This is a genomic window from Nocardioides sp. NPDC101246 (assembly GCF_044767415.1).
Lineage (GTDB): Bacteria > Actinomycetota > Actinomycetes > Propionibacteriales > Nocardioidaceae > Nocardioides.
In genome coordinates this window covers 569,906-594,751 of the sequence record NZ_JBIWNX010000001.1, presented here as the reverse complement: position 1 = coordinate 594,751, position 24,846 = coordinate 569,906, and the positions used below count along the sequence as shown (strand labels likewise).

Annotated in this window: 49 protein-coding genes, 1 tRNA gene and 1 pseudogene; 44 read left to right on the top strand and 7 right to left on the bottom strand. The window is 68.9% G+C overall.

What is annotated here, in order from left to right; translation table 11 throughout:
- Nucleotides 1-140: 140 nt before the first annotated feature.
- Nucleotides 141-1,091, bottom strand: coding sequence for a helix-turn-helix transcriptional regulator (locus tag ACIRON_RS03115; RefSeq protein ID WP_402988803.1), 951 nt, complete (start codon nt 1,089-1,091; stop codon nt 141-143).
- Between the two features lie 84 nt (nt 1,092-1,175).
- On the opposite strand from ACIRON_RS03115, the gene ACIRON_RS03110 reads away from it, so the two are divergent.
- Both ACIRON_RS03110 and ACIRON_RS03105 read left to right on the top strand, forming a co-directional pair.
- The gene (locus tag ACIRON_RS03110; RefSeq protein WP_402988800.1) at nt 1,176-1,811 is read left to right on the top strand and encodes a histidine phosphatase family protein; all 636 of its coding nucleotides are present in this window, start codon (nt 1,176-1,178) and stop codon (nt 1,809-1,811) included.
- 54 nt (nt 1,812-1,865) lie between these two features.
- Nucleotides 1,866-2,435 (top strand): NUDIX hydrolase, encoded by a 570-nt coding sequence (locus ACIRON_RS03105; protein ID WP_402988797.1) that lies wholly within the window; start codon nt 1,866-1,868, stop codon nt 2,433-2,435.
- A gap of 271 nt (nt 2,436-2,706) precedes the next feature.
- Here ACIRON_RS03105 and ACIRON_RS03100 read toward each other — a convergent pair whose 3' ends face one another.
- Nucleotides 2,707-2,922 (bottom strand): hypothetical protein, encoded by a 216-nt coding sequence (locus ACIRON_RS03100; protein WP_402988795.1) that lies wholly within the window; start codon nt 2,920-2,922, stop codon nt 2,707-2,709.
- 165 nt (nt 2,923-3,087) lie between these two features.
- On the opposite strand from ACIRON_RS03100, the gene chrA reads away from it, so the two are divergent.
- Nucleotides 3,088-4,224 (top strand): chromate efflux transporter, encoded by a 1,137-nt coding sequence (gene chrA / locus ACIRON_RS03095; protein ID WP_402988793.1) that lies wholly within the window; start codon nt 3,088-3,090, stop codon nt 4,222-4,224.
- A 102-nt stretch (nt 4,225-4,326) separates the two neighbouring features.
- Here the strand turns inward: chrA and ACIRON_RS03090 are convergent, their stop codons facing one another.
- The 3 genes from ACIRON_RS03090 to ACIRON_RS03080 are packed head-to-tail and all read right to left on the bottom strand — an operon-like array spanning nt 4,327 to nt 6,493.
- Complete coding sequence (locus ACIRON_RS03090; protein ID WP_402988790.1) at nt 4,327-4,917, bottom strand: bacterial proteasome activator family protein; 591 nt, start codon at nt 4,915-4,917, stop codon at nt 4,327-4,329.
- Between the two features lie 14 nt (nt 4,918-4,931).
- Nucleotides 4,932-5,906, bottom strand: coding sequence for an NAD(P)H-quinone oxidoreductase (locus ACIRON_RS03085; protein WP_402988787.1), 975 nt, complete (start codon nt 5,904-5,906; stop codon nt 4,932-4,934).
- A gap of 17 nt (nt 5,907-5,923) precedes the next feature.
- Complete coding sequence (locus tag ACIRON_RS03080; protein ID WP_402988784.1) at nt 5,924-6,493, bottom strand: molybdenum cofactor guanylyltransferase; 570 nt, start codon at nt 6,491-6,493, stop codon at nt 5,924-5,926.
- Between the two features lie 23 nt (nt 6,494-6,516).
- On the opposite strand from ACIRON_RS03080, the gene ACIRON_RS03075 reads away from it, so the two are divergent.
- The 5 genes from ACIRON_RS03075 to ACIRON_RS03055 all read left to right on the top strand — a co-directional run bounded on the left by ACIRON_RS03075 (nt 6,517) and on the right by ACIRON_RS03055 (nt 10,834).
- Nucleotides 6,517-7,293, top strand: coding sequence for a carbon-nitrogen hydrolase family protein (locus ACIRON_RS03075; RefSeq protein WP_402988781.1), 777 nt, complete (start codon nt 6,517-6,519; stop codon nt 7,291-7,293).
- An 85-nt stretch (nt 7,294-7,378) separates the two neighbouring features.
- Nucleotides 7,379-9,088, top strand: coding sequence for a hypothetical protein (locus ACIRON_RS03070; RefSeq protein WP_402988778.1), 1,710 nt, complete (start codon nt 7,379-7,381; stop codon nt 9,086-9,088).
- Between the two features lie 48 nt (nt 9,089-9,136).
- The gene (locus ACIRON_RS03065; RefSeq protein WP_091044463.1) at nt 9,137-9,367 is read left to right on the top strand and encodes a biotin/lipoyl-binding carrier protein; all 231 of its coding nucleotides are present in this window, start codon (nt 9,137-9,139) and stop codon (nt 9,365-9,367) included.
- A 42-nt stretch (nt 9,368-9,409) separates the two neighbouring features.
- Nucleotides 9,410-9,494: transfer RNA gene (locus ACIRON_RS03060), tRNA-Ser, on the top strand.
- A 161-nt stretch (nt 9,495-9,655) separates the two neighbouring features.
- A complete protein-coding gene (locus ACIRON_RS03055; RefSeq protein WP_402988776.1) occupies nt 9,656-10,834 on the top strand; it encodes a tyrosine-type recombinase/integrase in 1,179 nt (392 codons plus the stop codon).
- Here the strand turns inward: ACIRON_RS03055 and ACIRON_RS03050 are convergent.
- The gene (locus tag ACIRON_RS03050; protein WP_402988773.1) at nt 10,831-11,004 is read right to left on the bottom strand and encodes a hypothetical protein; all 174 of its coding nucleotides are present in this window, start codon (nt 11,002-11,004) and stop codon (nt 10,831-10,833) included. The two genes, ACIRON_RS03055 and ACIRON_RS03050, sit on opposite strands and share 4 nt — an antisense overlap.
- A 133-nt stretch (nt 11,005-11,137) precedes the next feature.
- Nucleotides 11,138-11,521 (bottom strand): helix-turn-helix domain-containing protein, encoded by a 384-nt coding sequence (locus ACIRON_RS03045; protein WP_402988770.1) that lies wholly within the window; start codon nt 11,519-11,521, stop codon nt 11,138-11,140.
- Nucleotides 11,522-11,722: 201 nt separating this feature from the next.
- On the opposite strand from ACIRON_RS03045, the gene ACIRON_RS03040 reads away from it, so the two are divergent.
- The 36 genes and pseudogenes from ACIRON_RS03040 to ACIRON_RS02865 all read left to right on the top strand — a co-directional run bounded on the left by ACIRON_RS03040 (nt 11,723) and on the right by ACIRON_RS02865 (nt 24,781).
- Nucleotides 11,723-11,953, top strand: coding sequence for a helix-turn-helix domain-containing protein (locus ACIRON_RS03040; RefSeq protein ID WP_402988768.1), 231 nt, complete (start codon nt 11,723-11,725; stop codon nt 11,951-11,953).
- A complete protein-coding gene (locus tag ACIRON_RS03035; RefSeq protein WP_402988765.1) occupies nt 11,950-12,192 on the top strand; it encodes a hypothetical protein in 243 nt (80 codons plus the stop codon). Before ACIRON_RS03040 ends, ACIRON_RS03035 begins: the two co-directional genes overlap by 4 nt.
- A 238-nt stretch (nt 12,193-12,430) precedes the next feature.
- On the top strand, nt 12,431-12,844 hold the full coding sequence (locus ACIRON_RS03030; protein WP_402988763.1) for a hypothetical protein: 414 nt from the start codon (nt 12,431-12,433) through the stop codon (nt 12,842-12,844).
- Nucleotides 12,845-12,965: 121 nt separating this feature from the next.
- Nucleotides 12,966-13,154, top strand: a complete 189-nt coding sequence (locus ACIRON_RS03025; protein WP_402988760.1) for a hypothetical protein — start codon at nt 12,966-12,968, stop codon at nt 13,152-13,154.
- Nucleotides 13,151-13,390, top strand: a complete 240-nt coding sequence (locus ACIRON_RS03020) for a hypothetical protein (protein WP_402988757.1) — start codon at nt 13,151-13,153, stop codon at nt 13,388-13,390. The genes ACIRON_RS03025 and ACIRON_RS03020 overlap by 4 nt, the downstream gene beginning before the upstream one ends.
- A complete protein-coding gene (locus ACIRON_RS03015) occupies nt 13,390-13,605 on the top strand; it encodes a hypothetical protein (protein ID WP_402988755.1) in 216 nt (71 codons plus the stop codon). Before ACIRON_RS03020 ends, ACIRON_RS03015 begins: the two co-directional genes overlap by 1 nt.
- A complete protein-coding gene (locus ACIRON_RS03010) occupies nt 13,602-13,754 on the top strand; it encodes a hypothetical protein (protein WP_402988752.1) in 153 nt (50 codons plus the stop codon). The genes ACIRON_RS03015 and ACIRON_RS03010 overlap by 4 nt, the downstream gene beginning before the upstream one ends.
- A complete protein-coding gene (locus ACIRON_RS03005) occupies nt 13,754-14,047 on the top strand; it encodes a hypothetical protein (RefSeq protein WP_402988750.1) in 294 nt (97 codons plus the stop codon). The genes ACIRON_RS03010 and ACIRON_RS03005 overlap by 1 nt, the downstream gene beginning before the upstream one ends.
- Nucleotides 14,044-14,262: a hypothetical protein gene (locus ACIRON_RS03000; protein WP_402988747.1), complete on the top strand. Its 219-nt coding sequence runs from the start codon at nt 14,044-14,046 to the stop codon at nt 14,260-14,262. The genes ACIRON_RS03005 and ACIRON_RS03000 overlap by 4 nt, the downstream gene beginning before the upstream one ends.
- Entirely contained in the window at nt 14,259-14,465 is a 207-nt protein-coding gene (locus ACIRON_RS02995; protein ID WP_402988745.1) for a hypothetical protein, read from the top strand. The genes ACIRON_RS03000 and ACIRON_RS02995 overlap by 4 nt, the downstream gene beginning before the upstream one ends.
- A complete protein-coding gene (locus ACIRON_RS02990; protein WP_402988743.1) occupies nt 14,462-14,674 on the top strand; it encodes a hypothetical protein in 213 nt (70 codons plus the stop codon). The genes ACIRON_RS02995 and ACIRON_RS02990 overlap by 4 nt, the downstream gene beginning before the upstream one ends.
- Nucleotides 14,671-15,135 carry a hypothetical protein gene (locus tag ACIRON_RS02985; protein WP_402988741.1) on the top strand — a complete coding sequence of 155 codons (465 nt, stop codon included), beginning with the start codon at nt 14,671-14,673 and terminating at the stop codon, nt 15,133-15,135. The genes ACIRON_RS02990 and ACIRON_RS02985 overlap by 4 nt, the downstream gene beginning before the upstream one ends.
- Nucleotides 15,132-15,449: a hypothetical protein gene (locus ACIRON_RS02980; RefSeq protein ID WP_402988739.1), complete on the top strand. Its 318-nt coding sequence runs from the start codon at nt 15,132-15,134 to the stop codon at nt 15,447-15,449. Before ACIRON_RS02985 ends, ACIRON_RS02980 begins: the two co-directional genes overlap by 4 nt.
- On the top strand, nt 15,446-15,715 hold the full coding sequence (locus ACIRON_RS02975; protein WP_402988736.1) for a hypothetical protein: 270 nt from the start codon (nt 15,446-15,448) through the stop codon (nt 15,713-15,715). The genes ACIRON_RS02980 and ACIRON_RS02975 overlap by 4 nt, the downstream gene beginning before the upstream one ends.
- 94 nt (nt 15,716-15,809) lie before the next feature.
- Entirely contained in the window at nt 15,810-15,980 is a 171-nt protein-coding gene (locus tag ACIRON_RS02970) for a hypothetical protein (RefSeq protein ID WP_402988734.1), read from the top strand.
- Entirely contained in the window at nt 15,977-16,159 is a 183-nt protein-coding gene (locus ACIRON_RS02965; protein WP_402988732.1) for a hypothetical protein, read from the top strand. Before ACIRON_RS02970 ends, ACIRON_RS02965 begins: the two co-directional genes overlap by 4 nt.
- Nucleotides 16,156-16,353, top strand: coding sequence for a hypothetical protein (locus ACIRON_RS02960; protein ID WP_402988730.1), 198 nt, complete (start codon nt 16,156-16,158; stop codon nt 16,351-16,353). The genes ACIRON_RS02965 and ACIRON_RS02960 overlap by 4 nt, the downstream gene beginning before the upstream one ends.
- A gap of 157 nt (nt 16,354-16,510) precedes the next feature.
- Nucleotides 16,511-16,729: a hypothetical protein gene (locus ACIRON_RS02955; protein ID WP_402988728.1), complete on the top strand. Its 219-nt coding sequence runs from the start codon at nt 16,511-16,513 to the stop codon at nt 16,727-16,729.
- Nucleotides 16,726-16,938 carry a hypothetical protein gene (locus tag ACIRON_RS02950; protein ID WP_402988726.1) on the top strand — a complete coding sequence of 71 codons (213 nt, stop codon included), beginning with the start codon at nt 16,726-16,728 and terminating at the stop codon, nt 16,936-16,938. The genes ACIRON_RS02955 and ACIRON_RS02950 overlap by 4 nt, the downstream gene beginning before the upstream one ends.
- A complete protein-coding gene (locus ACIRON_RS02945) occupies nt 16,935-17,117 on the top strand; it encodes a hypothetical protein (protein WP_402988724.1) in 183 nt (60 codons plus the stop codon). The genes ACIRON_RS02950 and ACIRON_RS02945 overlap by 4 nt, the downstream gene beginning before the upstream one ends.
- A 213-nt stretch (nt 17,118-17,330) precedes the next feature.
- The gene (locus ACIRON_RS02940) at nt 17,331-18,164 is read left to right on the top strand and encodes a lambda exonuclease family protein (RefSeq protein WP_402988722.1); all 834 of its coding nucleotides are present in this window, start codon (nt 17,331-17,333) and stop codon (nt 18,162-18,164) included.
- On the top strand, nt 18,165-18,587 hold the full coding sequence (locus ACIRON_RS02935; protein ID WP_402988720.1) for an HNH endonuclease signature motif containing protein: 423 nt from the start codon (nt 18,165-18,167) through the stop codon (nt 18,585-18,587).
- Complete coding sequence (locus ACIRON_RS02930; protein ID WP_402988719.1) at nt 18,587-19,087, top strand: hypothetical protein; 501 nt, start codon at nt 18,587-18,589, stop codon at nt 19,085-19,087. Before ACIRON_RS02935 ends, ACIRON_RS02930 begins: the two co-directional genes overlap by 1 nt.
- The gene (locus tag ACIRON_RS02925; protein WP_402988717.1) at nt 19,084-20,091 is read left to right on the top strand and encodes a hypothetical protein; all 1,008 of its coding nucleotides are present in this window, start codon (nt 19,084-19,086) and stop codon (nt 20,089-20,091) included. Before ACIRON_RS02930 ends, ACIRON_RS02925 begins: the two co-directional genes overlap by 4 nt.
- Nucleotides 20,084-20,482: a hypothetical protein gene (locus ACIRON_RS02920; RefSeq protein WP_402988715.1), complete on the top strand. Its 399-nt coding sequence runs from the start codon at nt 20,084-20,086 to the stop codon at nt 20,480-20,482. The genes ACIRON_RS02925 and ACIRON_RS02920 overlap by 8 nt, the downstream gene beginning before the upstream one ends.
- Nucleotides 20,479-20,808, top strand: a complete 330-nt coding sequence (locus tag ACIRON_RS02915) for a hypothetical protein (RefSeq protein WP_402988713.1) — start codon at nt 20,479-20,481, stop codon at nt 20,806-20,808. The genes ACIRON_RS02920 and ACIRON_RS02915 overlap by 4 nt, the downstream gene beginning before the upstream one ends.
- Nucleotides 20,805-21,467: a DNA cytosine methyltransferase gene (locus ACIRON_RS02910; RefSeq protein WP_402988710.1), complete on the top strand. Its 663-nt coding sequence runs from the start codon at nt 20,805-20,807 to the stop codon at nt 21,465-21,467. Before ACIRON_RS02915 ends, ACIRON_RS02910 begins: the two co-directional genes overlap by 4 nt.
- 106 nt (nt 21,468-21,573) lie before the next feature.
- Nucleotides 21,574-21,750: a hypothetical protein gene (locus ACIRON_RS02905; RefSeq protein WP_402988707.1), complete on the top strand. Its 177-nt coding sequence runs from the start codon at nt 21,574-21,576 to the stop codon at nt 21,748-21,750.
- Nucleotides 21,747-21,983: pseudogene (locus tag ACIRON_RS02900) on the top strand (WhiB family transcriptional regulator); the annotation flags it as partial. The gene ACIRON_RS02905 and the pseudogene ACIRON_RS02900, both read left to right, overlap by 4 nt.
- Nucleotides 21,984-22,123: 140 nt before the next feature.
- Complete coding sequence (locus ACIRON_RS02895; RefSeq protein ID WP_402988705.1) at nt 22,124-22,375, top strand: WhiB family transcriptional regulator; 252 nt, start codon at nt 22,124-22,126, stop codon at nt 22,373-22,375.
- Between the two features lie 213 nt (nt 22,376-22,588).
- A complete protein-coding gene (locus ACIRON_RS02890; RefSeq protein WP_402988702.1) occupies nt 22,589-23,152 on the top strand; it encodes a hypothetical protein in 564 nt (187 codons plus the stop codon).
- Complete coding sequence (locus ACIRON_RS02885) at nt 23,136-23,591, top strand: hypothetical protein (RefSeq protein WP_402988700.1); 456 nt, start codon at nt 23,136-23,138, stop codon at nt 23,589-23,591. Before ACIRON_RS02890 ends, ACIRON_RS02885 begins: the two co-directional genes overlap by 17 nt.
- Nucleotides 23,588-23,908 carry a hypothetical protein gene (locus tag ACIRON_RS02880; RefSeq protein ID WP_402988697.1) on the top strand — a complete coding sequence of 107 codons (321 nt, stop codon included), beginning with the start codon at nt 23,588-23,590 and terminating at the stop codon, nt 23,906-23,908. Before ACIRON_RS02885 ends, ACIRON_RS02880 begins: the two co-directional genes overlap by 4 nt.
- Complete coding sequence (locus ACIRON_RS02875) at nt 23,905-24,189, top strand: hypothetical protein (protein ID WP_402988696.1); 285 nt, start codon at nt 23,905-23,907, stop codon at nt 24,187-24,189. The genes ACIRON_RS02880 and ACIRON_RS02875 overlap by 4 nt, the downstream gene beginning before the upstream one ends.
- Nucleotides 24,186-24,554: a hypothetical protein gene (locus ACIRON_RS02870; protein WP_402988693.1), complete on the top strand. Its 369-nt coding sequence runs from the start codon at nt 24,186-24,188 to the stop codon at nt 24,552-24,554. The genes ACIRON_RS02875 and ACIRON_RS02870 overlap by 4 nt, the downstream gene beginning before the upstream one ends.
- Nucleotides 24,551-24,781 carry a hypothetical protein gene (locus tag ACIRON_RS02865; RefSeq protein WP_402988690.1) on the top strand — a complete coding sequence of 77 codons (231 nt, stop codon included), beginning with the start codon at nt 24,551-24,553 and terminating at the stop codon, nt 24,779-24,781. Before ACIRON_RS02870 ends, ACIRON_RS02865 begins: the two co-directional genes overlap by 4 nt.
- The last annotated feature ends 65 nt before the right edge of the window (nt 24,782-24,846 follow it).

Here is a 24,846-nt window from a genome sequence, read left to right as displayed (position 1 = left end):
CGCGCCCCCCCCCCCCCCCCCCCCCCGGGGGGCCACCCCCCCCCCCCCCCCGCCCCCCCCCCCCCCCCCCCCCCGGCCGCGCGGGGCCCCCCCCCCCCCGGGGGGCCCCCCCCCCCCCGACGCGGGTGACGTCTCGGCGGTCAGTGCTCGGCGGCGTCGAGGAGTCGTCGACCGAGCTCGGCTACGCAGCGGCGTACCTCGTCGCCGTCGACCACGCGGAACGGGACGGCCTGTCGGGCGAGCTCCTGGGCGTACCAGCCCGGGCTGTTGGTGCTCCCGACGAGACGGCAGTGGCCGTCGTCGACGGGCTCGAGGCGGCCGAGGACGCGCGGAAGATAGCGGTCGACCTGCGCGAACGGAGCGTCGAAGACGACCTCGACCTCATAGGCCCAGCCGTCGCCGAGATGTTCCTCGACCTCGGCGACGGGGTCGATCTCCGGACGTACGAAGCCGGTCTCCTCGATGTCGACCGCGCCCATCCGATCGACACGGAGCACCCGGCGCGCGTCGGCGGTGTGCGACCAGCAGAGCAGATACCAGCGGGCATGGCGCACGACGACGGCCCAGGGGTCGACGACCATCTTGCGCTCGTTGCCGTTCTCGGTCGTGTAGGCGATGGTCGTGCGCCGCCGGGAGTCGCAGGCCTGGACCAGGCTGGTGGTGATGTCCGGGTCGGGCGAGACGGCGCTCTGGTCGGGGACGGCCGAGATCGTACGCCGCACCGCGGCCACCGTCTGGGACAGCGACTCGGGCAGCACCCGGCCGATCTTGCCGACCGCGCTCCCGACCAGACCGGTGGCGTCGGCGATGTCGTGGTGACCGTCGAGCAGGGCCATCACCAGGCCGAGCGCCTCCGCGGTGGTGAAGATGAGCGGCGTACGCATCCCTCGGCCGAGCCGGTAGCCGCCATAGGGACCGCGCTCGGACTCGACCGGGATCCCCGCCTCCCGCAGGATCGCGACGTAGCGGCGGGCCGCGCGCTCGGTGACCCGGAGCCGCTCGCCCAGCCGCTCGGCGGTGATGCCGGGGGAGGACTGCAGCAGCTCGAGGGTGAGCAGTGCGCGAGCGGTCGGGCTCTCGTCATGTGCCATCGTGGCGGCTCCCGGAAGTAGTTCGTCCGGATTCAGATTAGTCCGTCACTTCCGGTGCGGTGGGTCCCGTACCCTTACCGGCATATGAGACTTCTGCTGATCAGACACGGCCAGACCCCGAGCAACGTTTCGGGGGCGCTCGACACTGCCTTCCCGGGAGCGGGGTTGACCGAGCTCGGCCTGTCCCAGGCCGCGGCGGTTCCGGATGCGCTGGCGGGGGAGAGGATCGCGGGACTGTACGCCTCCCGGCTGGTGCGTACGCAGCTGACCGCCGCGCCGCTCGCCAGCCGGCTCGGCTTGCCGGTCGTCGTGCAGGAGGGGTTCGAGGAGATCACGGCCGGTCGCCTGGAGATGGCCACCGACAAGGAGTCCGTGACGGCGTACCTCCAGGCGCTCGGCGACTGGATCACCGGCGCGCTCGAGACCCCGGTTCCCGGCGGCGAGGCGGGCCACGAGTTCCTGGCGCGCTACGACGCCGCGGTGCAGTCCGTGGCCAAGCAGCACGGGCCCGACGACACCGTCGCGATCGTCTCGCACGGTGCCGCGATCCGGATGTGGACCGGGCTGCGCACCACGCGGTCGCCCGCCTTCGGCGACGACAACCGGATCCGCAACACCGGTCTCGCGATCGTCGAGGGCAGCCTGGAGGAGGGCTGGACCACGACCTCCTGGAACAACGACCCGCTGGGCGGTGCGCACCTGATCGGCGAGGGATTCTGATCCTCCGCTCCCTCCCGGCCCGACCGCCGGCGCCGCGTGGGTGAGGATGGGGCCATGGCCTCCGAGGAAGACTCCCCACGCACCTTCGTCCCGGTCGCGCCCGCGGAGCGGCCACGCCGCACCCGGAGCACGGTCCGCGTGCTCCTGATCGATGACCGCGACCGGATCCTGCTCTTCGCCGACTCGGACCCGGGCATCCCGGGAGCGCGCTGGTGGATCACCCCCGGCGGCGGCATCGACCCGGGCGAGAGCGAGCGGGTCGCCGCGGTGCGGGAGCTCGAGGAGGAGACCGGTCTCCGGGTCACCGAGACCGACCTGCTCGGGCCGACGATGCGGCGCACCGTGGTGCACGGCTACAGCGACGTGGTCATCGACCAGGACGACGTCTTCTACGCCTGCTGGGTGCCGGTCTTCGAGGTCTCCACCGCCGGCCACACCGAGGAGGAGCTGCTCACCATGGCCGAGCACCGCTGGTGGACGCGGGCGGAGCTCGCGGCGACCGATGAGGAGATCTGGCCGGCGGTGCTCCTCGACCTGTGGAAGGACGCCGACGTACGCCGCGATGCGGCCGCCTCCGATCCTGCCGATGGCGGATGGGTGGAGGAGTCGTCGGTCCCGGCCTGAGGGCCGACCTGTAGACGCACCGCAGCCGACCATCCCCCACTCGATGGTCGGCTGCGGTCTTGCGAGATCCGGTCGATATCCCCCGGTATGACGAGATCTCTCGCAGGTGCCGTCTGCGCGAGCGTGAATCCCCCGATCCGCTCGTGCGACGACACTCAGTCCGTGGTGGTGCGGCCCCCCGACCGTGCCCTGGTCCTCCCCCTCAGTAGGCCCAGGGCGTCCACCCACAGCATCAGGCTGTGTACGACGGACCGAAGATGTAGGCGCATGGTCAGCGGAAGGCGCCGAGCGCGACGATGCCGGCCGCTGCCACGGCGGCGACGCCGAACATCGTGGTGCCGACGGCCGGCGGCATCCCGCCGCGGTGCTTGTGCTCCGACGGGTCGGGCTTGCGGAGGCTGCGGACGGCGTCGAGGACGTTGTTGCGGATCGACTCGACGGCGGTCAGGTCACTGCGGTGACGTGCGGTGATCGTGGTGGTAGCCATGGTGTTTCCTCTTCTCGGCGGTCGGCGCTGGCCGTCCGGTGTCCGGCGGCCTTCACGTGAGAGAAACGGGGTCGCGACCAGGTCATGACGCGGCTTTTCACCACTTTGAAGTTACAGAACATCCACATCTGAGAAACTTCATGCCGAGCCCGTACGCTGCGCGTCATGACCACGACGCTGGTGGAGATCACGCGGGAGTGGGGCCGGATCGGAGTCATCGGGTTCGGCGGACCGCCCGCCCATATCCGCCTGCTGCGCGAGACCGTCGTCGAGCGCCGCGGCTGGGTCGAGCCGGAGGAGTTCGAGGACGCGATCGCGACCTGCAACCTGCTCCCGGGGCCCTCCTCGACGCAGCTGGCGATCTTCACCGCCTGGCGGGTCCGAGGAGCCCTCGGTGCGCTGGTCGGCGGGCTCGCGTTCATCCTGCCCGGTCTGGTGCTGATCCTCGCCCTGGCGGCGCTGTTCCTGGGCGACCCGCCCGCGTGGGTGCTCGGCGCGGGCGCCGGTGCCGGTGCGGCGGTCGCCGCGGTCGCGGTCCAGGCGGGCTGGGCGCTGGTGCCGTCCTCCTACGAGCGGACCGCGTCGCGCCCGCGATGGATCCTCTACGCCGTCGTCGGCACCGTCGCCGCCGCGACGACCGGAGCCTGGGTGGTCCTCGTGCTCGTGGGCGCCGGGCTCGTCGAGGTGGCGATGCGGAGGCCGTGGCGTACGAACTCCTTCCAGTCGGTCCTCACCGTGCCGGTCCTGGCCCAAGGAGCGCTCACCGCCGCGGTGGCGGCACCGCTGGCGTGGACGGCCTTCAAGGTCGGCGCGCTGTCGTACGGCGGCGGGTTCGTGATCATCCCGCTGATGCAGTCGGATGCGGTCGACCGCTACGGCTGGATGAGCGACGCCGAGTTCCTCAACGCGGTCGCGCTCGGGCAGATCACCCCGGGCCCGGTCGTCCACACCGTCGCGGTCGTCGGTTTCGCGGCCGCCGGACTCCTCGGCGCGCTGGGTGCGGCCGTGATCGCGTTCGGGCCGTCGTTCGTGATGATCATCGCGGGCGGTCGGCACTTCGAGGCGCTGCGCTCCTCGCCGCTCGCCCGCGCCTTCCTCGACGGCGCCGGGCCGGCTGCGATCGGTGCCATCCTCGGGTCCGCGGTCCCGCTGGCACTGGCGACGAGCGAATGGTGGCAGTGGATGGTGCTGGCTGCCGCCGGCGTACTCCTGCTGCTGCTCAAGCGCGGGGTGGTCCTCACCCTGCTGCTTGCGGCAGGGGTCGGTGTCGTCGTGGCTCTTGCCGGTGGGCCGCTGCCGTGAATGCTGACCGAGGTGACTCGGTCAGCGCTCACTCCCCTCGTGGAGCTCCGCGAAGGGAGTTGGCGTTCACCGAGTTACCTCGGTGAACATCCCGCCGTACGACTAGAGGTAGAGCCCGCCGGACGTGTCGCCGTGGTCGTGCTGGCCGCCCTGCGGGGCCCCGCCCTGGCTGTGGGCCGGCTGGCCCTCGGGGGAGAGGCTCACGCCCGGCGGCAGGCCCTTGCGGATCTGCTCGAACTGGGCGCGCGCGGCGACCTGCTGGGCGTAGATGGCGGTCTGGATGCCGTGGAAGAGACCCTCGAGCCAGCCGACCAGCTGAGCCTGCGCGATCCGCAGCTCACCCTCCGACGGGGTCTGCTGCTCGGCGAAGGGCAGCGAGAGCCGTTCCAGCTCCTCGACCAGCTCGGGTGCGAGCCCGGACTCGAGCTCCTTTATCGAGGCCTGGTGGATCTCGCGGAGCCGGTTGCGGGAGGCCTCGTCGAGCGGTGCGGCCTTCACCTCCTCGAGCAGCTGTCGGATCATCGAACCGATCCGCATCACCTTCGCGGGCTGCTCCACGAGGTCGGTCACATCGCGCTCTTCGTCCTCGTTCGCCTCCGGCGCGGTGGCGTCCTTGAGTACGTCGGCGGGCACCGCGATCGGCTGCCCGTCGGGTCCGATGACCACGACTTCCCCGGTCTGCTCCTGCGTCATGCGCTCAACCCTACCTAGCCAGCGGTGGTCAGCAGGATCTTGCCGGTGTGCGTGCCGGACTCCATGAGCCGGTGTGCCTCGGCGGCCTCCGCCAGCGGAAGTACGTCCTGCACGACCGCCTTCACCTCGCCGGCCTCGACCATCGGCCAGATGCGCTCGACGACCTCGGCGCAGATCGTCGCCTTCTGCTCGACCGGGCGGCCGCGGAGGTTGGTGGCGATCACCGCGGCCCGCTTGCGGAGCAGGGCGTTGATGTCGAGCTCGGCCTTGGTGCCGCCCTGCATGCCGATGATGACCAGACGACCCTCGGGGTTGAGGGCGTCGATGTTGCGGGTGAGGTATTTCGCACCCATGTTGTCCAGGATGACGTCGGCGCCGCCGTAGACCTTGGCGACCTCGACGAAGTCCTGGTCCTTGTAGTTGATGACCGCCTCGGCGCCGAGCGACTTGGCGAGCTCGGCCTTCTCGGCAGAGCCGACCGTGGTGATCACCCGGGCGCCGATCTGGCTGGCGAGCTGGATCGCCATCGTGCCGATCCCGCCGGCACCGCCGTGGACGAGGAACGTCTCGTCGGGAGTCAGCCCGCCGACCATGAACACGTTGGACCACACGGTGGTGGTGACCTCGGGGAGTGCGGCGGCGGTGACCAGGTCGATGCCCTCCGGCACCGGCATCACCTGTCCGGCCGGGACGGCGACCTTCGTCGCGTAGCCGCCGCCGGCCAGGAGCGCGCACACCTCGTCGCCCTCCTGCCACCCCTCGACGCCCTCGCCGACCGCCGAGATCACCCCGCTGCACTCCATCCCGATGATGTCGCTGGCGCCCTTCGGGGGCGGGTAGAAGCCCTGCCGCTGCAGCAGGTCGGCCCGGTTGAGGCCCGCTGCGGCTACGTCGATCACGACCTCACCAGCTGCCGGCTCCGGGTCGGGTCGGTCGGTGACGGTGAGGACCTCAGGCCCTCCGGGCTGCTCTGCTACGACGGCTCGCATGCCTCAACACTAGGAGGCTAGAGCGACTTCAGATCCGTCCAGGTGTCGATGTCGCGATGCTCGTCGCCCTCGGACGGGACCTCGACGAGGTCGAGGTCGGCCAGGAGCTTGCGCAACGGCATCCCGTGCTGCCCCTCGTGGTCGGGTCGGACCTCGGCGAGCCGTGCGGTGGAGAGGACCAGGGCCAGCTGGCGGCGCTCGTCGGGCCCGACGAGCACGGCGCCGTCGCGACCGAACGCCGCCTCCCGGAGCCGCGACAGGGTCCGCGGACGTAGGAAGGGCATGTCGACGGCGACCACACCGACGTACGCCCGGGGGGTCAGCAGTGCGTCCACGCCGGTCAGCAGGGCGGCGACCGGGCCGCCGAAGCGGGGGTCCTCGCGGACGAAGGTCACCGGACGTTCGGTGTGCACCGGGTCGCCCACGACGACGACCTCCATCGCGTCGACCACGGCGTCCAGCGTCCAGGCCAGCATGGTGCGGCCGCCGAGCTCGATGCCGGACTTGTCGATCCCGTCGAGGCGGGAGCTGCGTCCTCCGGCGAGCAGCACGGCCGCGTACGGCTCCCATTCGTCCCAGGCAGTCACGCCCTGGACTCTAGTCTGGAGGCGTGACGACCTGGAACAGCCTTCGGATCAGTCTCGTGCAGCAGGCGTCCGGCCTCGAACCGGGCGCCAACCGAGCGCTCCTGGCGGAGCTGACGCCGGAGGGCAGCGATCTGATCGTCTTCCCGGAGGTCTTCGCCCGCGACTTCGGCAAGCCGGGATCCGACCTGAGCTCCTTCGCCGAGAGGCAGGACGGGCCGTTCGGGACCGAGCTGTCCCGGGTGGCCGGGGAGCGTGCGGCCACGGTGGTGGCCGGGATGCTCGAGACGAGCGGCGACCCCGAGGGGAGGCCGTTCAACACGCTGCTCGTGCGAGGCGGTGCGGAGGCGGCGTACCGGAAGATCCATCTCTACGACTCCTTCGGCTACAAGGAGTCGGACGCGCTGGTCGCCGGGTCGACCGAGCCGGTCGTGGTCGACATCGACGGGGTGCCGACGGGGCTGATGACCTGCTACGACCTGCGCTTCCCCGAGCTCGCGCGGAGCCTGGTCGACCAGGGCGCCGAGCTGATCGTGCTGCCGGCCGCGTGGGTGGCCGGTCCACGCAAGGTCGACCACTGGCGCACGCTCGTGCGAGCACGCGCGATCGAGAACACCGTCTTCATCGCGGCGGCTGCCCAGTCGGCCCCTCGCTACTGCGGTCACTCGATGGTCGTCGACCCTCTCGGCGACGTGCTGGCCGAGGCCGGGGACGGCGACGAGATCGTCTCCGCGACGATCGATCGAGCCGTGCTCGAGGAGGCGCGTCGCACCAACCCCTCCCTGGTCAACCGCAGAATGTGACCCTCGTCAACAACTCCCCGTCACAGCGGTAAACGGATATCGATGACTCGTTAGGTTCACCCCTTCCCCGGTATCCTCGCCTGTTATGGACCGAGCCCCCCGCCGTCGCGCTGACAAGAGCAAGCGTGGCCGTCGTGCAGCCGGTCGCAGTGAACCCACACCCGCCTACGTCGAGCCGACCTCGAGCGAGGCGCTGGCCTACGACCAGTGGGCGGAGGACGACTGGTCGGGCTATCAGGACACCGGCCAGACCTACGACGGGCAGAGCAACAGCCAGGGCTGGAGCGAGAACGGCTGGGCCGAGGACGCCTGGTACGACGAGCGTCAGCCGCCTCAGGAACCTCCCGCCACGGGTGGTGGCCGCCGGATCGCCGGGCGTGCCGAGCCCGAGCAGTTCGACGAGCCGAACGGCTACACGGGCAAGCGTGCCGCGCGTACGGCACCGGAGGAGTCCCCCTACGGCGGCTACCCGACGCCGGGGTACCGAGCCGAGCCCGAGCCGGCGCTGAGCGGGCCGACCGCGCCGCCGCCGAGTGCGTGGCAGGCGCCCGCCTACTCCACGCCGGCTCCCTACCTCGGCACGACCGGTCTGGCGCAGGCGCCGCAGACGCCGTCCCACGTCCAGCAGCCCGCCTATCAGGCCGACCCCTACCAGTCCGGCCATCTCGAGCCGGTCCATGATCCAGCCGGGCCCTACGACATCGAGCCGTCGGGTCGGCCCACCACCGCCGCGAAGGTGACCTCGTTCCTCGCGCAGCCGAGGGTCCCCGGGGCAGGCGCCGCCCGCGCCGGCCTCGGCATCATCGAGAGCCTGACCGCCGGCACCGTCCGGGCGATCTGGCTGGCCGCGCTCGTCGTCGGTGTGCTCGGTCTCGGGGTCAGCGCGTTCGACCTCGGCCCGGAGATCTTCGGCGGCCTCGGCGCCGTCGTGGTCGGCACCGCCTACACCTTCGCGCTGGCGCACCGCACCGGTGGCCGCCCGCTGATCTTCGGCTCTCTGGCAGCGGTTGCCGGGCTCGTCGTGGTGCTCGTGGACAACGAGGCGCTGCGTACGGGAGCGGCGGTTCTGGTCGCATCGGTGGCCGCGGTCCTCGCGGTGATGGCCACCGTCCCGTCGCGTCGCTTCCCGAAGACGATCCGGGAGACGTTCATCGCGGTCGGCATCGCCGCGCTCGGAAGCTTCGCCGCGCTCGGCTTCGAGCCGGTGGTGATGGTCTCCCGGTTCGAGTACGCGACGCTGGCCTGCTCGCTCGCGATCGCCTTCTTCGCGGTCTACCGCCTCGGCGCCGGCCTGCACGGCCTCGGCCGGCGCGGCGCGATCATCGTCGGCATCGGTGGCCTGATGCTCGCGCTCACCCTGATCTACGCCGAGATGCTGCGCCGCTACGGCAGCACCGGCCTGATGGACTCGGTCGACGACATGCAGCGCTGGTGCCGCATCCACATCGGTGGCTACCCGCACCCGATCCAGGCGCTCTTCGGGGTCCCGGCGCTGGTCTGGGGCACCCACATGCGCTCCCGGCGCCGCCAGGGCTGGTGGGTCTGCCTCTTCGGTGTCGCGCTCACCGCGCCGGTCGCGAGCACGTTCCTCAACCCCGATGTCGGGCTCGCCGAAGCGGCTCTCTCGGTCGTCTACAGCATCCTCATCGGCCTGGTGATCGCGTTCATCATCATCCGCATCGACCTCGCGCTCACCGGTTCGCCGGCCGCCGGCAGCGGTCGCAGGGCGGCGCGTGAGGCCGATGAGGCCAGCGCCGTCCGCCCCGAGCCCGGCCGTACCCACGCGCTGCTCTGAGGCGCTCCGCGGCTGGGGCTACCTCGCGGTAACCCATAGGTTCTGGGTATGAACCGAAGAGTCCCCACCACGATCGCTGCCGAGATGGTCGCGAACGTCATGAGCGTCGGAGTGCAGCCCGGGGACAAGGTTGCCGTCGGAGACACCGTCATGCTTCTGGAGTCGATGAAGATGGAGATCCCGGTCCTCGCCGAGGCCCCGGGCACCGTGGTGGCGGTCAAGGTCGCCTCCGGCGACGTCGTCCAGGAGGGCGACGTCCTCGTCGAGTTGAGCGCCTGAGCCTCAGGCGCACTACACTCGCTCACGCGCCCACGGGCGCATGGAGGGGTGCCGGAGTGGCCGATCGGAACCGCCTTGAAAGCGGTCGTAGGGAGACCTACCGCGGGTTCGAATCCCGCCCCCTCTGCTGAGATACACTAGCCCCTGACCTGCACATATGCAGGTCAGGGGCTTCGTTCATTTCGGAGCATCAACGAGCCATCAACGAACGTGAGTGAGCATGTAGCCATGGCGAGTGTGCGCAGGAACGGAAAAGCAGGCGCGAGTGACCACGAGTGCACATGGAGCGTGCTCTTTCGGCAGAACAAGAAACAGCGCTCGAAGACGTTCGTCTCAGCAGCGGCGGCCGAGGACTTCAAGGACAGCATCGAGAAGTTCGGGGTCGAGCGAGCCCTGCGCTACCTGCAGGACGAGACGCCGCGGCCGGCGGGCATCAGCCTGGACGAGCTCGCGGAGAAGTGGCTGGCGTCAAAGAAGGGCGACGTCACCCCGAACATCCACCGCGGCTACCGGCGCGACTACGACAACTGGATCCATGAACGCCTTGGCCACCGAGAGGCCGACAGCATCGATGAGAGTGACGTGCAGGACTGGGTCGACTGGATGAAGGTTCGGCCGGCCAAGAAGGGAGGGAGCCCCATCGGTCCGAAGTCCATCGCTGATCGGCATGCCATCCTGCATCAGATCTTCAAGTGGGGATCGGCGCGGTCGCGGCACCTCGTGGTGCACAACCCGTGCAAGGAGACCGAGCTGCCCAAGCGACACAAGACGTCGCCGAAGGGCCTCCGCATCCCCGAGCTCATGAGGCTGCTCGAGGCAGGCGTGGAGCTCGACGACGAGGACACGGCCGATGTCGTGGCATTCATGGCCGGGACCGGGTGGCGCATCAGCGAGGCGATAGCCCTGACCTGCATCGCAGTCGAGGACGAGGGAGACAAACTGTTCGTCACGATGGACCGCGTGCACCGCCGCGGGGTCGGTTTCACCGAGGGTGGCAAGTCGGAGGCAGCCATCGGTCGCCGGCTGCGAGTCGTCGGCCCGGCGGTCCACGTCATCCGGCGTCGCGTCGTCGGCAAGGCACCCGGCGACCTCGTCTTCACCTTCAAGGACGGGCGACCCGGCGTGAACCGCGAGGGCCCCTGGAATCCGACCTCATTCCGCGACCGCAGATGGAAGAGGCTGGTCGCAGCCGCCAGCCTCGCCGACCGCAAGCCCACTCCGCACTGGCTACGGCACACGCACGTTGCCCTGTGTCACGCCGCCGGGATGTCCCTGGCCGAGATCCAGCGGCGCCTCGGGCACGAGGACATCCAGACGACGATCAACATCTACGGCCGCATGATCGATGAGATGAACGACGAGGCGGCGGACAAGCTTGCCTTGTTGTTGACGCCGCGACCCGCGCGCGAACAGGTCATCGAAGGGACCGTGGTCGGCGAGGTGGCAGCGCCCCGGGAGGATGCCTAAGCGGCGTTGGCCAGGCGCGCCGAGAGCGCCTGCCAGATCTCCTTGAGCAAGACCGAATCAATCTGGTCCTTGCGTATCAAGAGCCAGACCGTCCCGTCGGGCTCGTGAACGAAAGCCCATCGCAGGGCCCCGCGAAGTTCGTCTTCGGTGACGAACACGATGTGGTGCATCTGTTCCCCAAACACCGCGGCGAGTGTCCGGTTTGGCCGCGATCAAGCGACGGTAAACCCTTACCCGCACCGTTGTGGGGGTTACTGGCCAGAAACCCCCAGAACCACAGGTAACGATTGTGTACGGTCCGGGTTACGCCCGCTTGCCCTTGCGGTCCTCGATGATCTTCATGATCTGCTCGCGCATCATGTCCGCCTGATCGGGCGCGCCGCTGATGGTGAAGGTGGTGCCGTCGGGCTCGACCATCTGGAAGACCACAGGCTCGTCTGCCGCCGAGCCCTGCTCTGGTTCATCCGGGTCGATGCCAACATCTTTCAAGAGGTCGTTGAGGTACTCCTCGATCGCCAGCAGCTTGCTCTCCTGGGCGCTGGGGTCGCCGTCCACTGCCTTCTTCACCGTGGCGCGGCTGAAGCCGGTCGCCTCGGCTAGATCGCGCTGGCTCATCTTCGCCAGGCGCATCTGCAAATCGATCCTGGCGCCGCGTTCGACCCGGGACGGCGCGGGCTCATTCGTCATGTGGCGAAGTCTTTCAGGCGTTATCTGGGTATCCATCGAGTGACACCTCCTTGTAGCCGAATCTTGGGTTGCCCACCTGGGCCGGCCTGCAAGCGAAACGCGGACCTTCGGCATATCTCTATGGCTCACCTGGGCTATTTTGGTGGCCCGTTCGGCGCATTTGCTTGATCCAGGGGGAGTCCTGGTATAGAACTATGTGCCATGAGGTACAGCAAGATAGCCCGAGATGCGAAGCAGTCTGAGCCACTGCTCATCTCCGTCAGGGAGGCCGCCCACAGACTCGGGCTTGGGGTGTGGGTTGTCCGCGACCTGTGCGTCTCTGGCGAGCTGCGCGCCGGCAAGCCCACCCGCGAGTGGCGCATCGATCCTGCTTCGGTCGAGGAATACGCCAAGCGGATCACCACTCGCGACGGAGAGGTGCAGGCGTCATGAGCACCGTCCTCCTGACCGACGTCGCCCTCGCTGAGCAGTTGGCTATCGACGTGGAGGCGCTCCACGTCCTGCGCCGTCGTCACAAGTGGCCGTGCGTCAAGTTCGGCCGCTACACGGTCCGCTTCACCGAGCAGCAGGCTGAGCAGATCATCGCGGCCTGCACCGTGTCCCCGAGCAAGCCGAAGAAGGACGAGGCGCCGTCGAACGGGCTGACCAAGCGATCGGCGAAGGCGTCATGAGCCGGCCCGAGATCCTGGCCGCGATCAGGAAGTGCGGTGAGAGCGGATGTAAGACCTGCGTCGGACACCAGCACGAGTTGCTCACGGAGCACGGGTACCTCCGCCGCTTGGCCCAATCCGCCGCCCGCCATGGTGCGACCACGGAGCGCGTCCAGAAGATCCAGGACGCCAAGACTCAGTTGTCCAAGTACTACGACCGCGCTACTGAGCACCTCGAAGTGCACCTTGGGCAGGCGTCATGACCACCTCCCCGACCTGGTCCGCCGTGGATGACACCACCGCCGACCTCCTCACCATCCTGGCCGAGAAGAACCAGGCGCTCCCGGTCTGGGCCGACGAGTGGGACTGGTTCCTCCACATCCTCCGCGAGGCAGCGAAGGAGACAGGCGTCATCGACCAGAACGACGTGCGCGCCCAGCTCCGCGAGCGAGTCCGGCCGGCGCGCATCGGCGCCTACTACCGCCGTGCCTGCCTCCAGGGCCTCATCCGCACCGAAGGCTGGAACGAGTCCAACGACCTCGAGCAGCGGAACGCCGGCAAGCCCACCCGCACCTACAGGTGGCTCGGCACCACGACTTCCGCCCGTCCCGCGAGGGGGCAGGACGGTCGGAGCAGACCTCCCGAGCCCACTTCCCCGGGGCTCGGGACCTAGCCCCCCGGCTGGTCACGGGAAGGGAAGCCCGGGGCCAGCTGGGGCCACCAACTTCAGAAAAGCAGCGGGCCGACGCCACCCGACAAGACGACGTCGACCCACCTACAAGAAGGAGTCTCTCATGTTCGAGAGCACCAGCACCATCCCACTCCGAGGCGCACCCGAGCCCATCACCGACGCTCACCCGCCCATCTACGCCAGCGTCCTGCGCGAGTTCGTCTCCGCCGGCGACACCAGCTGGGGCGGTGGCAGCAAGCCCCCCGCGCGTGACTCCCGGGGCCGCTTCCTCCCGAAGGCAGGTGCGCGATGAACGAGTTCCAGATCGACCACGCCGCCGAGATGCTCGAGGCCCTCCGCTCCACCCGAGCCGAGAAGGTCCCGTTCGGCAACGACTCCGTGAACGACTGGGCCGCCCGGGTCTCGAACTTCACCAACGAGTTCACCGGCCGCCTCGCCGAGATCTTGTCGCAGTCCCCCGAGGGCCGCGACGCCTGGACCAAGGCGCTCGCCGAGACCTCAACCTACGCCCCGAACGAGGTGGCGTGATGAGGTTCCGACGCCCTGTCGTGATGTGCGACGCCGAAGACGGCGAGTGCGGCGAGTGGGAAGTGGATGACTACGAGGGGGGAGTCTCGTCGGTCACGACGTTCGGCCCTGACAGCACCACGACCATCATCACCGCCACCGTGCGCGCCCCCGGCTGGATCAGCACCGAGACCGCCGACTACTGCCCTGAGCACAAGGCGGAGGCCCAGTCATGAGCCCCCGAGCCCTCACCCAGGCCGAAGACGCCGAGGCCGCCTTCATCCTCGCGCACCCCTACGACCACCCGGCTGACGAGGTCGACCGGGCAGAGCGGCACCTCGCGCACAACGCCGAGCACGTCGCGCGTCGAGAGGCGGTGCGGTGATGGCCGAGGAACTCCGCCGCATTGACCCGCCGGGCTGTGGCTGCACCGACTGCCTCACTGGCTACTCGCGTCCAGCCAAGCCGGGCGAGAAGGAGGGTGACATCCAGCCGACTCGGGAGATCGTCACGGCCCGAGTGTCGACGCTGTCGATCGACTTCTCCGACTACACCGAGGCGCAGCGGGCCAAGTACGAGGGAACCCACGTCTACGTCGGCCTCCACGTGCCCATCGAGTACGTCAAGCACCTGACCCTCTCGACCGACGTCACGGTCGGAATCGAGGTCGAGTCATGACCTTCGAGGCCATCAACGGCGACGAGTCCTACCGCGCCAACGCCAAGGCCATGGTCACCGACCTGCAGGCCCACCTCGCCGCCAAGAGCGACGCCTACGAGTCGCTCGTCGCCGCAGTCATCGCCAAGGCGGACGAGTTCCGCCGCCACGGAAGCCAATGGCACGCCGAGCAGCTCGACGCCGTGCTCGACGGACACCTGAAGGAGAAGTCATGAGCGAGATCGACCCTGCTGTGGCGGGAACCTGCCGAGCGTGCGGCCAGGACCTGGTGCACGTGCCTGGCGAGAACACCTACCACCCGTGGAACGTGGAGTGGCCCGAGGGAAACCACTGCCCCGCCCTGCTTCCGCTCGGAGGCTTGGGCCACCTGTCGCGGCGCGTCCCCGACTCCGAGTTCATCGCTGGCGGTGCGTCATGAGCGCACCGATGAACCTCAGTGCCTACCAGCTGAAGCAGATCTCGAACGCGCTCGACGCCCTGTCCAAGATCCGCAACGAGACCGGCGTCGAGATCGGCGGCTTCGGCGGCGTGATGGAGATCCACCACATCGGCGCTGACGTCGTGCTGAACATCGAGTGGGACGACGCCAACGACGAGTACCGCATCGACGATCGGAGCGGGTCATGAGCGGCTGGGGCTACTTCTGGACCGCCGCCTTCTGGTTCGGCCTGGCGATCGCCCTGACAGTCGTCCTCGGCTGGTTCGGCGGCAGGGCCAAGCGCAACCTGCCGAAGGTGGTCCCGCTGAACGCCATGCTGCACGAGCAGGCCAGCGCCGAGGCATACGACGACCTGCCCGACATGGACGTCGAGGCGGGCGTCGTCTACGGCCCGCGCGAGGTGCTCGGTCCGCTCCCGAAGCGCGAGCCCGGAGAGAAGCTGGACTGGACCGACGCGCAGGTCTACTACCACCACGCCGACCGTGAGCAGCCCGGCGACGACACCATGGCTGCCCTCCACGACATGAGCGTCGAGGAGTTCTGGGCGCGTCTCCGTGAGCAGCAGATCGCCGTCTCGGCTGCGGTCGCTGCCCAGCGGCTCGACGTCGAGATCTTCGACCTGCTGCACGACGAGGAGGGCTCGCGATGACCGCCGAGACGCTCGCGGGACTGGTCTTCTTCGGCTCGCTGTTCTCCGTCATTGGCCTGGTCGCGCTCGGCCTCCAGTGGCACGACGGCTGGCGTCCGCACTTCATGCACGTCCGCCACGGCCGCTCGCTGCAACTGCTCGGAGTCGACCGGGGGCGGTGTCGCGACTGTAGCCGCTCTGCCAGCGACGCCGCCGTAACCGACTGCGGCCGCTGCTGGGAGCACTGCCCCCGCTGCGCCCGTCGCGAGGCCGACGACCCGGCCCGTCAGGTCGCAGCCATGGAGCGCGAGATGGGCATCGGGGGCTCGCGATGACCGACCCCAAGCCCATCCCCCTGACCGCCCACATGCGCGCCGTGGCCGACTCGGTGGCCGCGTGGCTGCGTGAGTCCGAGGCGCTGCACCCCATCCGCACGGTCGACCAGGCGCGTGTGGACCTGGGCGACGAAGACGCGAGCGAGTCGTGTGGTTCGCCCAGCCCGTGGTCCAACCAGACCTGTGACCAGCGCAAGGGCCACGACGGTCCGCACTGGGCAGAGGCCAGCGGCGAGAGCCCGTGGCACCGGGAGGACGCGTCATGAACCCCCCGCCCCCGCCGCGCCTCCCGTCGCCCAAGCCGTTCACGCGGCCCGTCCACACCGTCCGCAACTCCGCACGCGTCCCAGGAGGTTCGCGATGAGCATCAGGGTCACTGTCCATGACACCGAGACCGACGACCGGGAGGTGATGACGATTGAGAACGACTACGTCATCGTCACCGCCGGGACCTGCGTGGTCACCAACACTCAGACCTACGCCAACGGGACCCATGTCTTGACGGTCAAGGTCGAGGGGCGGCGGTCATGAGCCGCCATGACGCCCAGCACGAGTCCGCCCGCCTCACCCTGCAGGACGAGGCGCTCGACACGGAGTACGCCCGTCTCGCCGTCGAGGTCATGAACGCCGAAGTGCGCATGGACGAGATCAAGGCCAAGAAGGCACAGCTGCGCAACTCGGGCGCGCTCATCGGGTGGGGGCGGTCATGAGAAAGGGCTCAGCGAACACCCGCGCCCGGGCCGCAGTGTCGTCCCTCGGAAGCGACGGCGGGGCCACCATCTTCGTGTCCATCGTCGCTCGCCACTGGCTCCCGGCCGCACATAAGCAGGTCACCGAGCGCCCCGAACTGGCTGGCGTCGGCATCGCTGCTGACGTCCTCGACGCCGTGACGTGGGGTGCCTGATGGGTGCCGAGTACATCCCGCGTTGGCACACCGACTCCCGCGCGTGTTCGCACTCCAACGACGACGTGTGTCCGTTCTGCGACTTCGACGGGTATTACGCCGCCACCTACCCGACCTGCCCATGGCGAGAGACGGAGGAGTCATGAACGACCTAATCGTGACCATTGACCCTCTCGGCTCCGACGTCGACCGCCTCGGACCCGCCAACGCCGAGCAGCGAGCCGAGCGCAAGGAGCAGCGACGCGCCGAACGCCGTGCCTCGCTGCGCCGTGTCGGGCTGACGGTGCTCATCGACGGCATCTTCGGGCTCGGGCTCGTCGTCGGGGCGGTCGTCGGGGCGCTCAACCACGATGCGATCTTGGGGTGGATCCGATGAGCACGCAGGAAGAAGTCAAGGCCGATGCGCTGCGTGAGGCGGCGGACAGCCTCTACCTCAACCGCAAGGGCCAGCACAACGGCGGCGCGGCCGACTGGCTGCGCCGCCGGGCGAACCTCATCGACCCTCGGACACGAGGCTCCGTCTGCGACCACGGCAACCCGAAGACGGGCGACTGCGGCTACTGCGCCTCGGAGGTGCAGCGATGAGCCGCACCGCCCTCCAAGCCGCCGCGATGACCCTCGTCGCTGTCGTGCTCGTCGTGGCCCTGGTCCTCGGCTGGGTCACCTCGGGCGACACGTCCGGGGTGCCGAGTGGGGAGCCGTCGGGTGAGCGAGCTGAGCCGTGTGGGGATGCGCGTCCTGGATGGGTGATTCGCGATGAGTGAGTGCCCCGCCTGCCACGAGTCCATCCCAATGCCGGACCTCATGTGCTCCTGCCCTGAGCCGACGTGCACCGACTGCCACAACAAGCTCGAGCACTCCGGTGCTCCGTGCCCAGACTGCCCGAACAGCCAGGGCTACTTCGTCATCGGCCGGCGACCGAACGGCCAGACCATCAACGCCGTCTGCGGTACCTGCGACGGCAACAGGAGACTCCCATGACCCTGCATGTACTGCCCGACCTCGAGCAAGGCTCCGAGGATTGGTTCAACCAGCGCCGTGGGCTCGTCACCGCCTCGGTCATCGGCCAGCTGCTGAGCGTCCGAGCACCCGGCGCCGACGCCTACGAGTGCACCGACTGTGGCGCCCCTGCCAATGGCCCGTGCGTGAGCAAGGCCAAAGGCAAGGAGGGGACGCCCATCTCGACCATCCACGCGGCTCGGACGGCACTGGCTGCTGCGAAGGCGCGCGAGGTGCCGCCGATCATCGAGGTCGCCAACGACCAGACCTCGCAAGGGCTGACTCGGTTGCTGACTGCGGAGAGGGTGACGGGCTGGACCGACCCGACCTTCACGAGCGACGACATGTTCAGGGGCATCGAGGACGAGCCGCGAGCTCGGGATGCGTACAGCAAGAGCGAGAACGTGCCTGTGACCACGGTCGGGCTGATGGTCCGCGAGGAGCGGGGATGGAAGCTCGGATTCAGCCCGGACGGCCTCGTGGGCGACAACGGCCTGATCGAGATCAAGAGCAGGCGAGCGAAGAAGCACCTTCAGACCGTCCTGTCGAACAAGGTGCCAGCGGAGAACATGCCCCAGCTGATGGCCGGCCTGCTGGTCTCCGGGCGGAAGTGGATCGACTACGTGAGTTACTGCGGAGGCATGCCCCTCTGGGTCCAAAGGGTCTACCCGGACCAGCGCTGGTTCGACGCCATCATCGCCGCGGTCACCACGTTCGAGCAGGCATCCGAAGACATGGCCAGCCGGTACTTCGACGCCGTCTCCGGCCTCCCCAAGACGGAGCGTGTCGTCGAGCTGGAGATGGTGATCTAGATGGAGCGCTTCTGGTCCAAGGTCGCAAAGACCGAGACCTGCTGGATCTGGTCGGCCTACCGGGACGAGAAGGGCTACGGGTCGTTCGGCTGGAACGGCAAGCTCATCAAGGCCCATCGCGCCGCCTACGAACTGACCTTCGGGCCGATACCAAGCGGGGCGCACGTACTGCACTCCTGCGACAACCCATCGTGCGTCAACCCTGACCACCTCAGCCTGGGTACGCACACCGAGAACATGCGTCAGAAGGTCGCCCGGGGACGCGACCACAACGCTCGAAAGGTGGCCTGCATCAACGGCCACCCGCTCGACGAAACCAACACCTACGTGACCCCGGACGGACGGCGCAACTGCCGTACGTGCCGCACTGCCGCCAAGCGTGCCTATCGGGACCGCATCGCACAGAAGCAGGAGGCATCCTGATGGACCTCACCGAGAGCATCCAGCCCCGAAGCGACCAAGTCAACGCAGACGACCTCATCGCCGGCCCCATCACCTACACCGTGCGCGAGGTCATCAACGGCCGCGCTGAGTCCCCGTTCGACTTCATGCTCGTCGAGACCGACCGCGCGTACCGGCCGAGCAAGACCATGCGCCGCGTCATCGTCGCTGCTTGGGGTCCTGAAGCGAGCACCTACGCAGGCCGACGACTGACCCTCTACCGCGAGCCGTCGATCAAGTTCGGCGGGCAGACCGTAGGCGGGATCCGTATCTCCGCCATGAGCCACATCGACGACCGCGTCAGCTTGATGGTGCAGACCAGCCGTGGCAAGCGCGAGACGTTCGTCGTGGAGCCGCTGCCCGAGCTGAGCCGCCGTGACCAACTCCGCGCCGAGTGGGCCACCGCCGACCCCGAGCGCAAGAAGGCGATCGAGGCCGAGGTCGCCGCCATGGACACCGACACCCCGAAGGACCAGTCATGACCGACCTGACATTCGATGACGCCGAAGTGGCAGCCCACCCGAGCGAGATGAAGGTGTCCCAACTGGGCACCTCCGGCCGCTGGCACTTCGCCATCGACCCAATCGACCACGACAAGGATGCACTTCACGCCCAGGCGCTCACCATAAGCAACGACGAGGCGCTGTCCCTCGCCCGCGAGGTCGTCAAGCACACCCCGCACCTGCGCCTCATCCCCAGCGTCGAGCACGCCCCGGAGGCGAAGGAGGTGCTGGCGAAGGTCATCTACGGCGACGGCCAGCGCGGCTGGCTGCGCACCATCGACGGTACGCCCAACGCTGCGTCCTACGAGATCGCCCGGAACATCATCGACGCTGGCCTGGCGGTCGTCTCTGCCGGGGCGTGCGGCGCCACGGTCGGCCCGGTTCCGAAGTTGGATGGCGAGACGTTCGCGTGCGCCCGGCCGAAGGGCCACGAGGGAGACCACGAGGCCAAGGACGGCACGTGGTTCGTGGACTCAGTCGCTCGCCCTGCGGGTACGCCGAGCGTGGCGGAGATCTTCGACGTGCTCGACCGCTCCGGCTTCAAGGGCCTTGCTACCAAGCAGAGGGTCGCCAAGGCCATCCACGCGCTGTACGCCGGACGCGCCCCCGAGGCCGCACCTGAGTGGTGGACCGACACCGCGCAGGGCAAGAAGACGCTGCACTTCGAGGGCGTCGAGTGGGTCGAGGCGTCCGAGGCGGAGCGGCTGGACTCCGCCCGCGACGACCTCGCGACTGAGCGCGGGGACCTGATGGCCGAGGTCGCCCGCCTCCGGGACGCCCTGGAGAAGGCCGAGTCCGTCATCAACGCCATGCGCAACCTACACGCGCTCCAGAGCGAACGGCACGCGGCGCAACTGGCCTTCCGCGAGAAGACCTCCACCCTGCGCAGTGTCGAGCGTTCGGCGCAGGCCACCTACGAGGAGTACGACGCCGCGCGGCAGGCGCTGACTGAGGGCGCGAGCGGCGGTGAGTCCGATGACTGAGCCGATGCCCGCCATTACCGACCGCGAGCCGGACGCCTTCCGTGACTCCCACACGGGGCTGATCTTCCTGAACATGCGTAAGTACCCCACCAGCATCTCTGGCGTCTACGACCCGGGGCCCGTCGCCTTCACCTCACTCCATCTGGCCTCCGCTGACGACCTGGCCGCCCGTGACGAGGCCGTGCGCCGGGAGGTGCTGGCCGAGGTGGCAAGGGCGCGACACATCACGGTCGAGTTCGACTGCGAAGGGTGCGGCGAGACGCTGACGAGCGTCCTGGACGTCCTCGGTGGTTCTAGTGAGCGCGGCCGGGCATGGCCGAACGCGCTGGGCGAGACCATCAAGCACCGCTGCGCCGAGGCCACGCCCCACGCTGACGAGGAGCGCCCGTGACTGCCAAAGATATGCATTCCGACGCCCATAACCGGCTGCTGACCGATGACGACCGGGGCGCGATCGAGGAGTGCCTCGCGGAGCACAACGACGCGTGGTGGTGGCAGCAGGTAGATCACCTCGCGCCTGTCGTCGAGTCCATCGTCCGCGAGCACGTCTCCGCCGCGCTCACCCGCGAGGCCGACCACATCGCCGAGCGCATCCGCGCACACGGGGCCGGGATGCCCCACGGGTGCGACACCGGGGCGAGCAACCGCTGCGAGGCGTGGGGGCAGGACGAGGCGATGTTGCGGGCGGCTGCTCGTCGGGCGGGGGGCGAGGGATGAGCCGACCGAAGCTGCTGGACCTCTTCTGCTGCGCCGGCGGATGCTCCATGGGCTACTACGACGCGGGGTTCGATGTCGTCGGAGTCGACCTGACGCCGCGGCTCGACTACCCGTTCGAGTTCATCGAGTCCGACGCCATGGACGTGCTCGCCGACCACGGGTTCCTGAGCTCGTTCGACATCGTCCACACCTCGCCCCCATGCCAGCACTACAGCGTGGCCGCGAACGCCCATGGCAACGCCGACGACCACCCGGACCTTGTCGCGGCCACACGAGACGCACTGCGATCTTGGGGCGGCCCCTACGTCATCGAGAACGTGCCGACGGCGCCGCTCATCGATGCCGTGCTGATCTGCGGCTGGGCGATGGGCCTGCGCCACATCAAGCGGCACCGGCTGTTCGAGACGAACATGCCGCTGATGTCCCCCGGCTGCCTGTGCCCCGAGGGCGACACGGTCAGTGTCTTCGGGCACTCGGGCGAGGACCGTCGCAAGTCGGCCGGCGGAATGCGCAAGCACGTGCCGATCGCAGAGGTGCGCGAGCTGATGTGCGTCCCGTGGATCAAGGGCCGCGACGAGGTCAGTGAGTCTATCCCGCCGCCCTACACCGAGTTCCTGGGCGCACAGATTCTCGACTACCTCGAGGCGGTGGCCGCATGAACACCCAACTCCCCGAGTTCGTGGCGATGCTCGTGACCGGCCTGCTCGTCGTGGGCATCCTCTACGCCGCGGTCATGGCCATCTTCGGAGACAACAGGAGGGACCAATGACGACGAACAACCGAGACCGAGGCACCTTCGGCAAGCAGGACGTCGGCCACATCCCGGTGACCACCGAGGACGAACGCCACCGCGCGCGCCTGACTGTCGTCGAGAAGGCAGCCTCGCCCGCCGATGCGCTCGTGGCGCTCGGCATGCTCGGGCTGCTGGACGGTGCGCCATGAGAGACCTGCCCAGCATCACCGACCTCATCCCGCCGTTCGTCCGTGACGCCCTGTGCGCGCAGACAGATCCAGAGGCGTTCTTCCCCAAGAAGGGCGGCAGTGTCGCCGCAGCCAAGAAGATCTGCGCCGCATGCCCGGTGCGTGAGGAGTGCCTGCAGTATGCCCTCGACAACGACGAGCGCTTCGGTCTCTGGGGCGGCAAGTCCGACCGCGAGCGCCGCAAGATGTCCAGGACCCGGCGCTGCCAGTACTGCAGTAAGCCGTTCGAGCCCGGCTCCTCGCACGCGCGCATGTGCAGCGACGAGTGCCGCAGGCGGTCCCAGGCCGAGAGCGTCGCGGCCTCCAAGGCGCGCCAGCAAGGGAGGGCAGCTGCATGATCACTCCGGCGTGGCACCGTCGCGCGGCCTGTGCTGCGCTCGCACGGATCGAGATCAACATCTTCTTCAGCGGCACCAGTACCGACACGGCCGAGGCACTGGCCGTGTGTGCAACCTGCCCCGTGCGTGAGCAGTGCCTGGCGGACGCGCTCGCTACGGAGATGCCTTCGCGGGCCTACTACGTCCGCGGTGGCCTCACCGCCGAGCAGCGACGCGAGCTCCTGGTCGAACAACGGAAGGCGGGCTGAGGTGCACCGAACACTCGTGCATAACCGCACTTCAGGCGCACATTTGGGGTACCCGGAGAGGTACACTTGGGGCACAAGTGAAACGGCCCCGGGTGACGGTGCGACAACACCGCCAGCAGTCCCAGGGCCTGACCGACTGCAAAGGAGTCGACCTATGCCCTATCTTCGCATGCCCGAAGCGCGACCGGTCACCACCCAGGTGGGTGGTTTCTGATGGTCTGGTTCAAAGTGGACGACAAGCTCCACGACCACGACAAGGCGCACGACGCTGGCACTCCCGCGATGGGCCTGTGGGTCCTGGCTGGCTCATGGGCGTCGGACAACTGCACGGACGGATTCGTGCCCGAGCGCGTGCTGTCGCGCTGGGGCACCAAGGCCATGGCCTCCCGACTCGTTGCGGCCGGGTTGTGGCGCCGCGTCGATGGCGGGTGGCTGTTCCACGACTGGGGCCGCTACAACCCGTCCGCCGCAGCCACCGAGGCCAAGCGCGAGGCCGAGTCGGCGGGCGGCGTCAAGGGCAACCATCAGAAGTGGCATGTGCGTCGCGGTATCACCGAACCCGACTGCCCATGGTGTCGGGTACCCGATCAGGTACCCGAGGGGGCACCCGAATCGGGGGCGAATCCTCCCGTACCCGTACCCGAACCCGATGTAGATCCAGCATCGCATTCGTCCTCACTTACGCGCGGGCGCGCCCCTGCTGACGACCCCTCGGCGCACCTAGCCGACGTGCTGACGATGCGATGCGAGGGAGACGACGATGCCCACACTGCGTGAACTCACCGCCGAAGAGGTCTCGGTGCTCGCCGGCGTCATCGCCAAGGCTCGCCCGTACGGCGCACCCCGCTGGCAGGCAGCAGGCATCCGAGCCACGTTCGCCAAGGTCGCCCACCTCGACGCGACCGACGTGCTCATGGCGGCCCTGCGACTCAGCCAGGACCGCACCGCGAACACACCCGCCCAGATCGCCATCCCGTCCTCGGAGTGCTGGCGCGAGAAGCTCGCCGACCCGGTCGAGGTCCACAAGCCGTACGTCCGCGGCCACACCTGTGGCGTCTGTGGCTACCCGGAGGCCGACTGCCGGATGCGATGGGAGGGCGACCACGAGTTCGAGCAGATGGGCTCGGTGCCCAAAGCCAGCAAGGACGAGGCCCACGAGGTCGTCGTCGAACTCAAGAACCACCTCAAGCCCATGAACGAAGGAGAGACGGCATGAGCGACACCGAGTGGACTGCATGGGAGAACCTCAAGTACGAGGTGTGGCGGCTGAGCCGGATCATCCCTCGCCAGCGCTTCTGCAAGCGCCGCTGGTGCATCCGCCTCGTCACGGCGTACCCGTACCTGCGCCCGACGCTGTGCGACAAGCACAACCGCGAGGGATGGATGGAGCTGTCCGAGCGCATCCGTCAGTGCTCCCACGAGCGCACCCGCCCGAACCCCGACGCGACCGCCGTGCTCGACCGCAACCCCCGCGTCTGCCTGGACTGCGGTGTGGGAATCGTCGGGCGCCGAGCCGAGGAGCAGGGCGCATGACCACCACCGAGCCGCCGGTAGCGAAGTACCGGTACACGCTGACCATTACAGGCAACAGCCACGAGGAGATCGCCGAGCGCCTCCATGGCGTCGAGGTCAACCACTGGCAGGACGTCACGGCCGTCAGCGCCGCCAACGAGCCTCGCGACGAGTTCGACATCACCGACGGCACCGCCACCCGGCGCCTGGAGCACACCAACCCCGAGATGACGCCCGAGCGCTACCACGACGAACTCATGGCGTGGGGGTCTCGCGAGCGGACGACAAGGAGGAAGTCGTGACCACCCCCGAGCTGACACCCGAGGCCGTCGAGGCGCTGGCCCAGGTCATCCTCGGCGCCTACCACCGCGGCGAGTGGGACGACTGCATGAACGCCGCCCGCGTGGTCCTCGCCGCTGGCTACGTGGACCCTCAGACCGCCGCCGAGTGGGCTGCGACCATCGACGCGCAGGGCAGGGAGTGGCAGGCGCTGAGCGGGCAGATGCGCGCCGAGAACGAGCGCCTGCGGGCACAGGTGGCCGAGGCGGAGGCCAAGATTGCTCGCCAGCGCTCCGTTCTGGCTGCCGCCGAGCGGTCTGCGACGAGCACAGGGACGACCGGCCGCGACGTGAAGGCCGCCATGGACGCGGCATGGGAGCACCGATGACCACCACGACCTCCCGCGCCGCCCGAGACAAGGCCCTCGCCATCCTCCGCGAGCAAGGCGCATCTGAGGAGCAGGCCGAGACCACCGTGCGCAGGCTGAGCGACGCCGGGATCCACCTGGTCGAGGTCGAGGTCACGGAGCCGTACACCGGGGAGCGGGCGGACGAGAGCACCAAGGAACGAGCGCTCGCGAAGATGCGGGCCGAGCTGAAGGGAACGAGCGAATGAGCATCAACCAGGACGACCACGACATCATCCTCGACGACATCCGCCACCTTCTGGAGTGGCTCGGC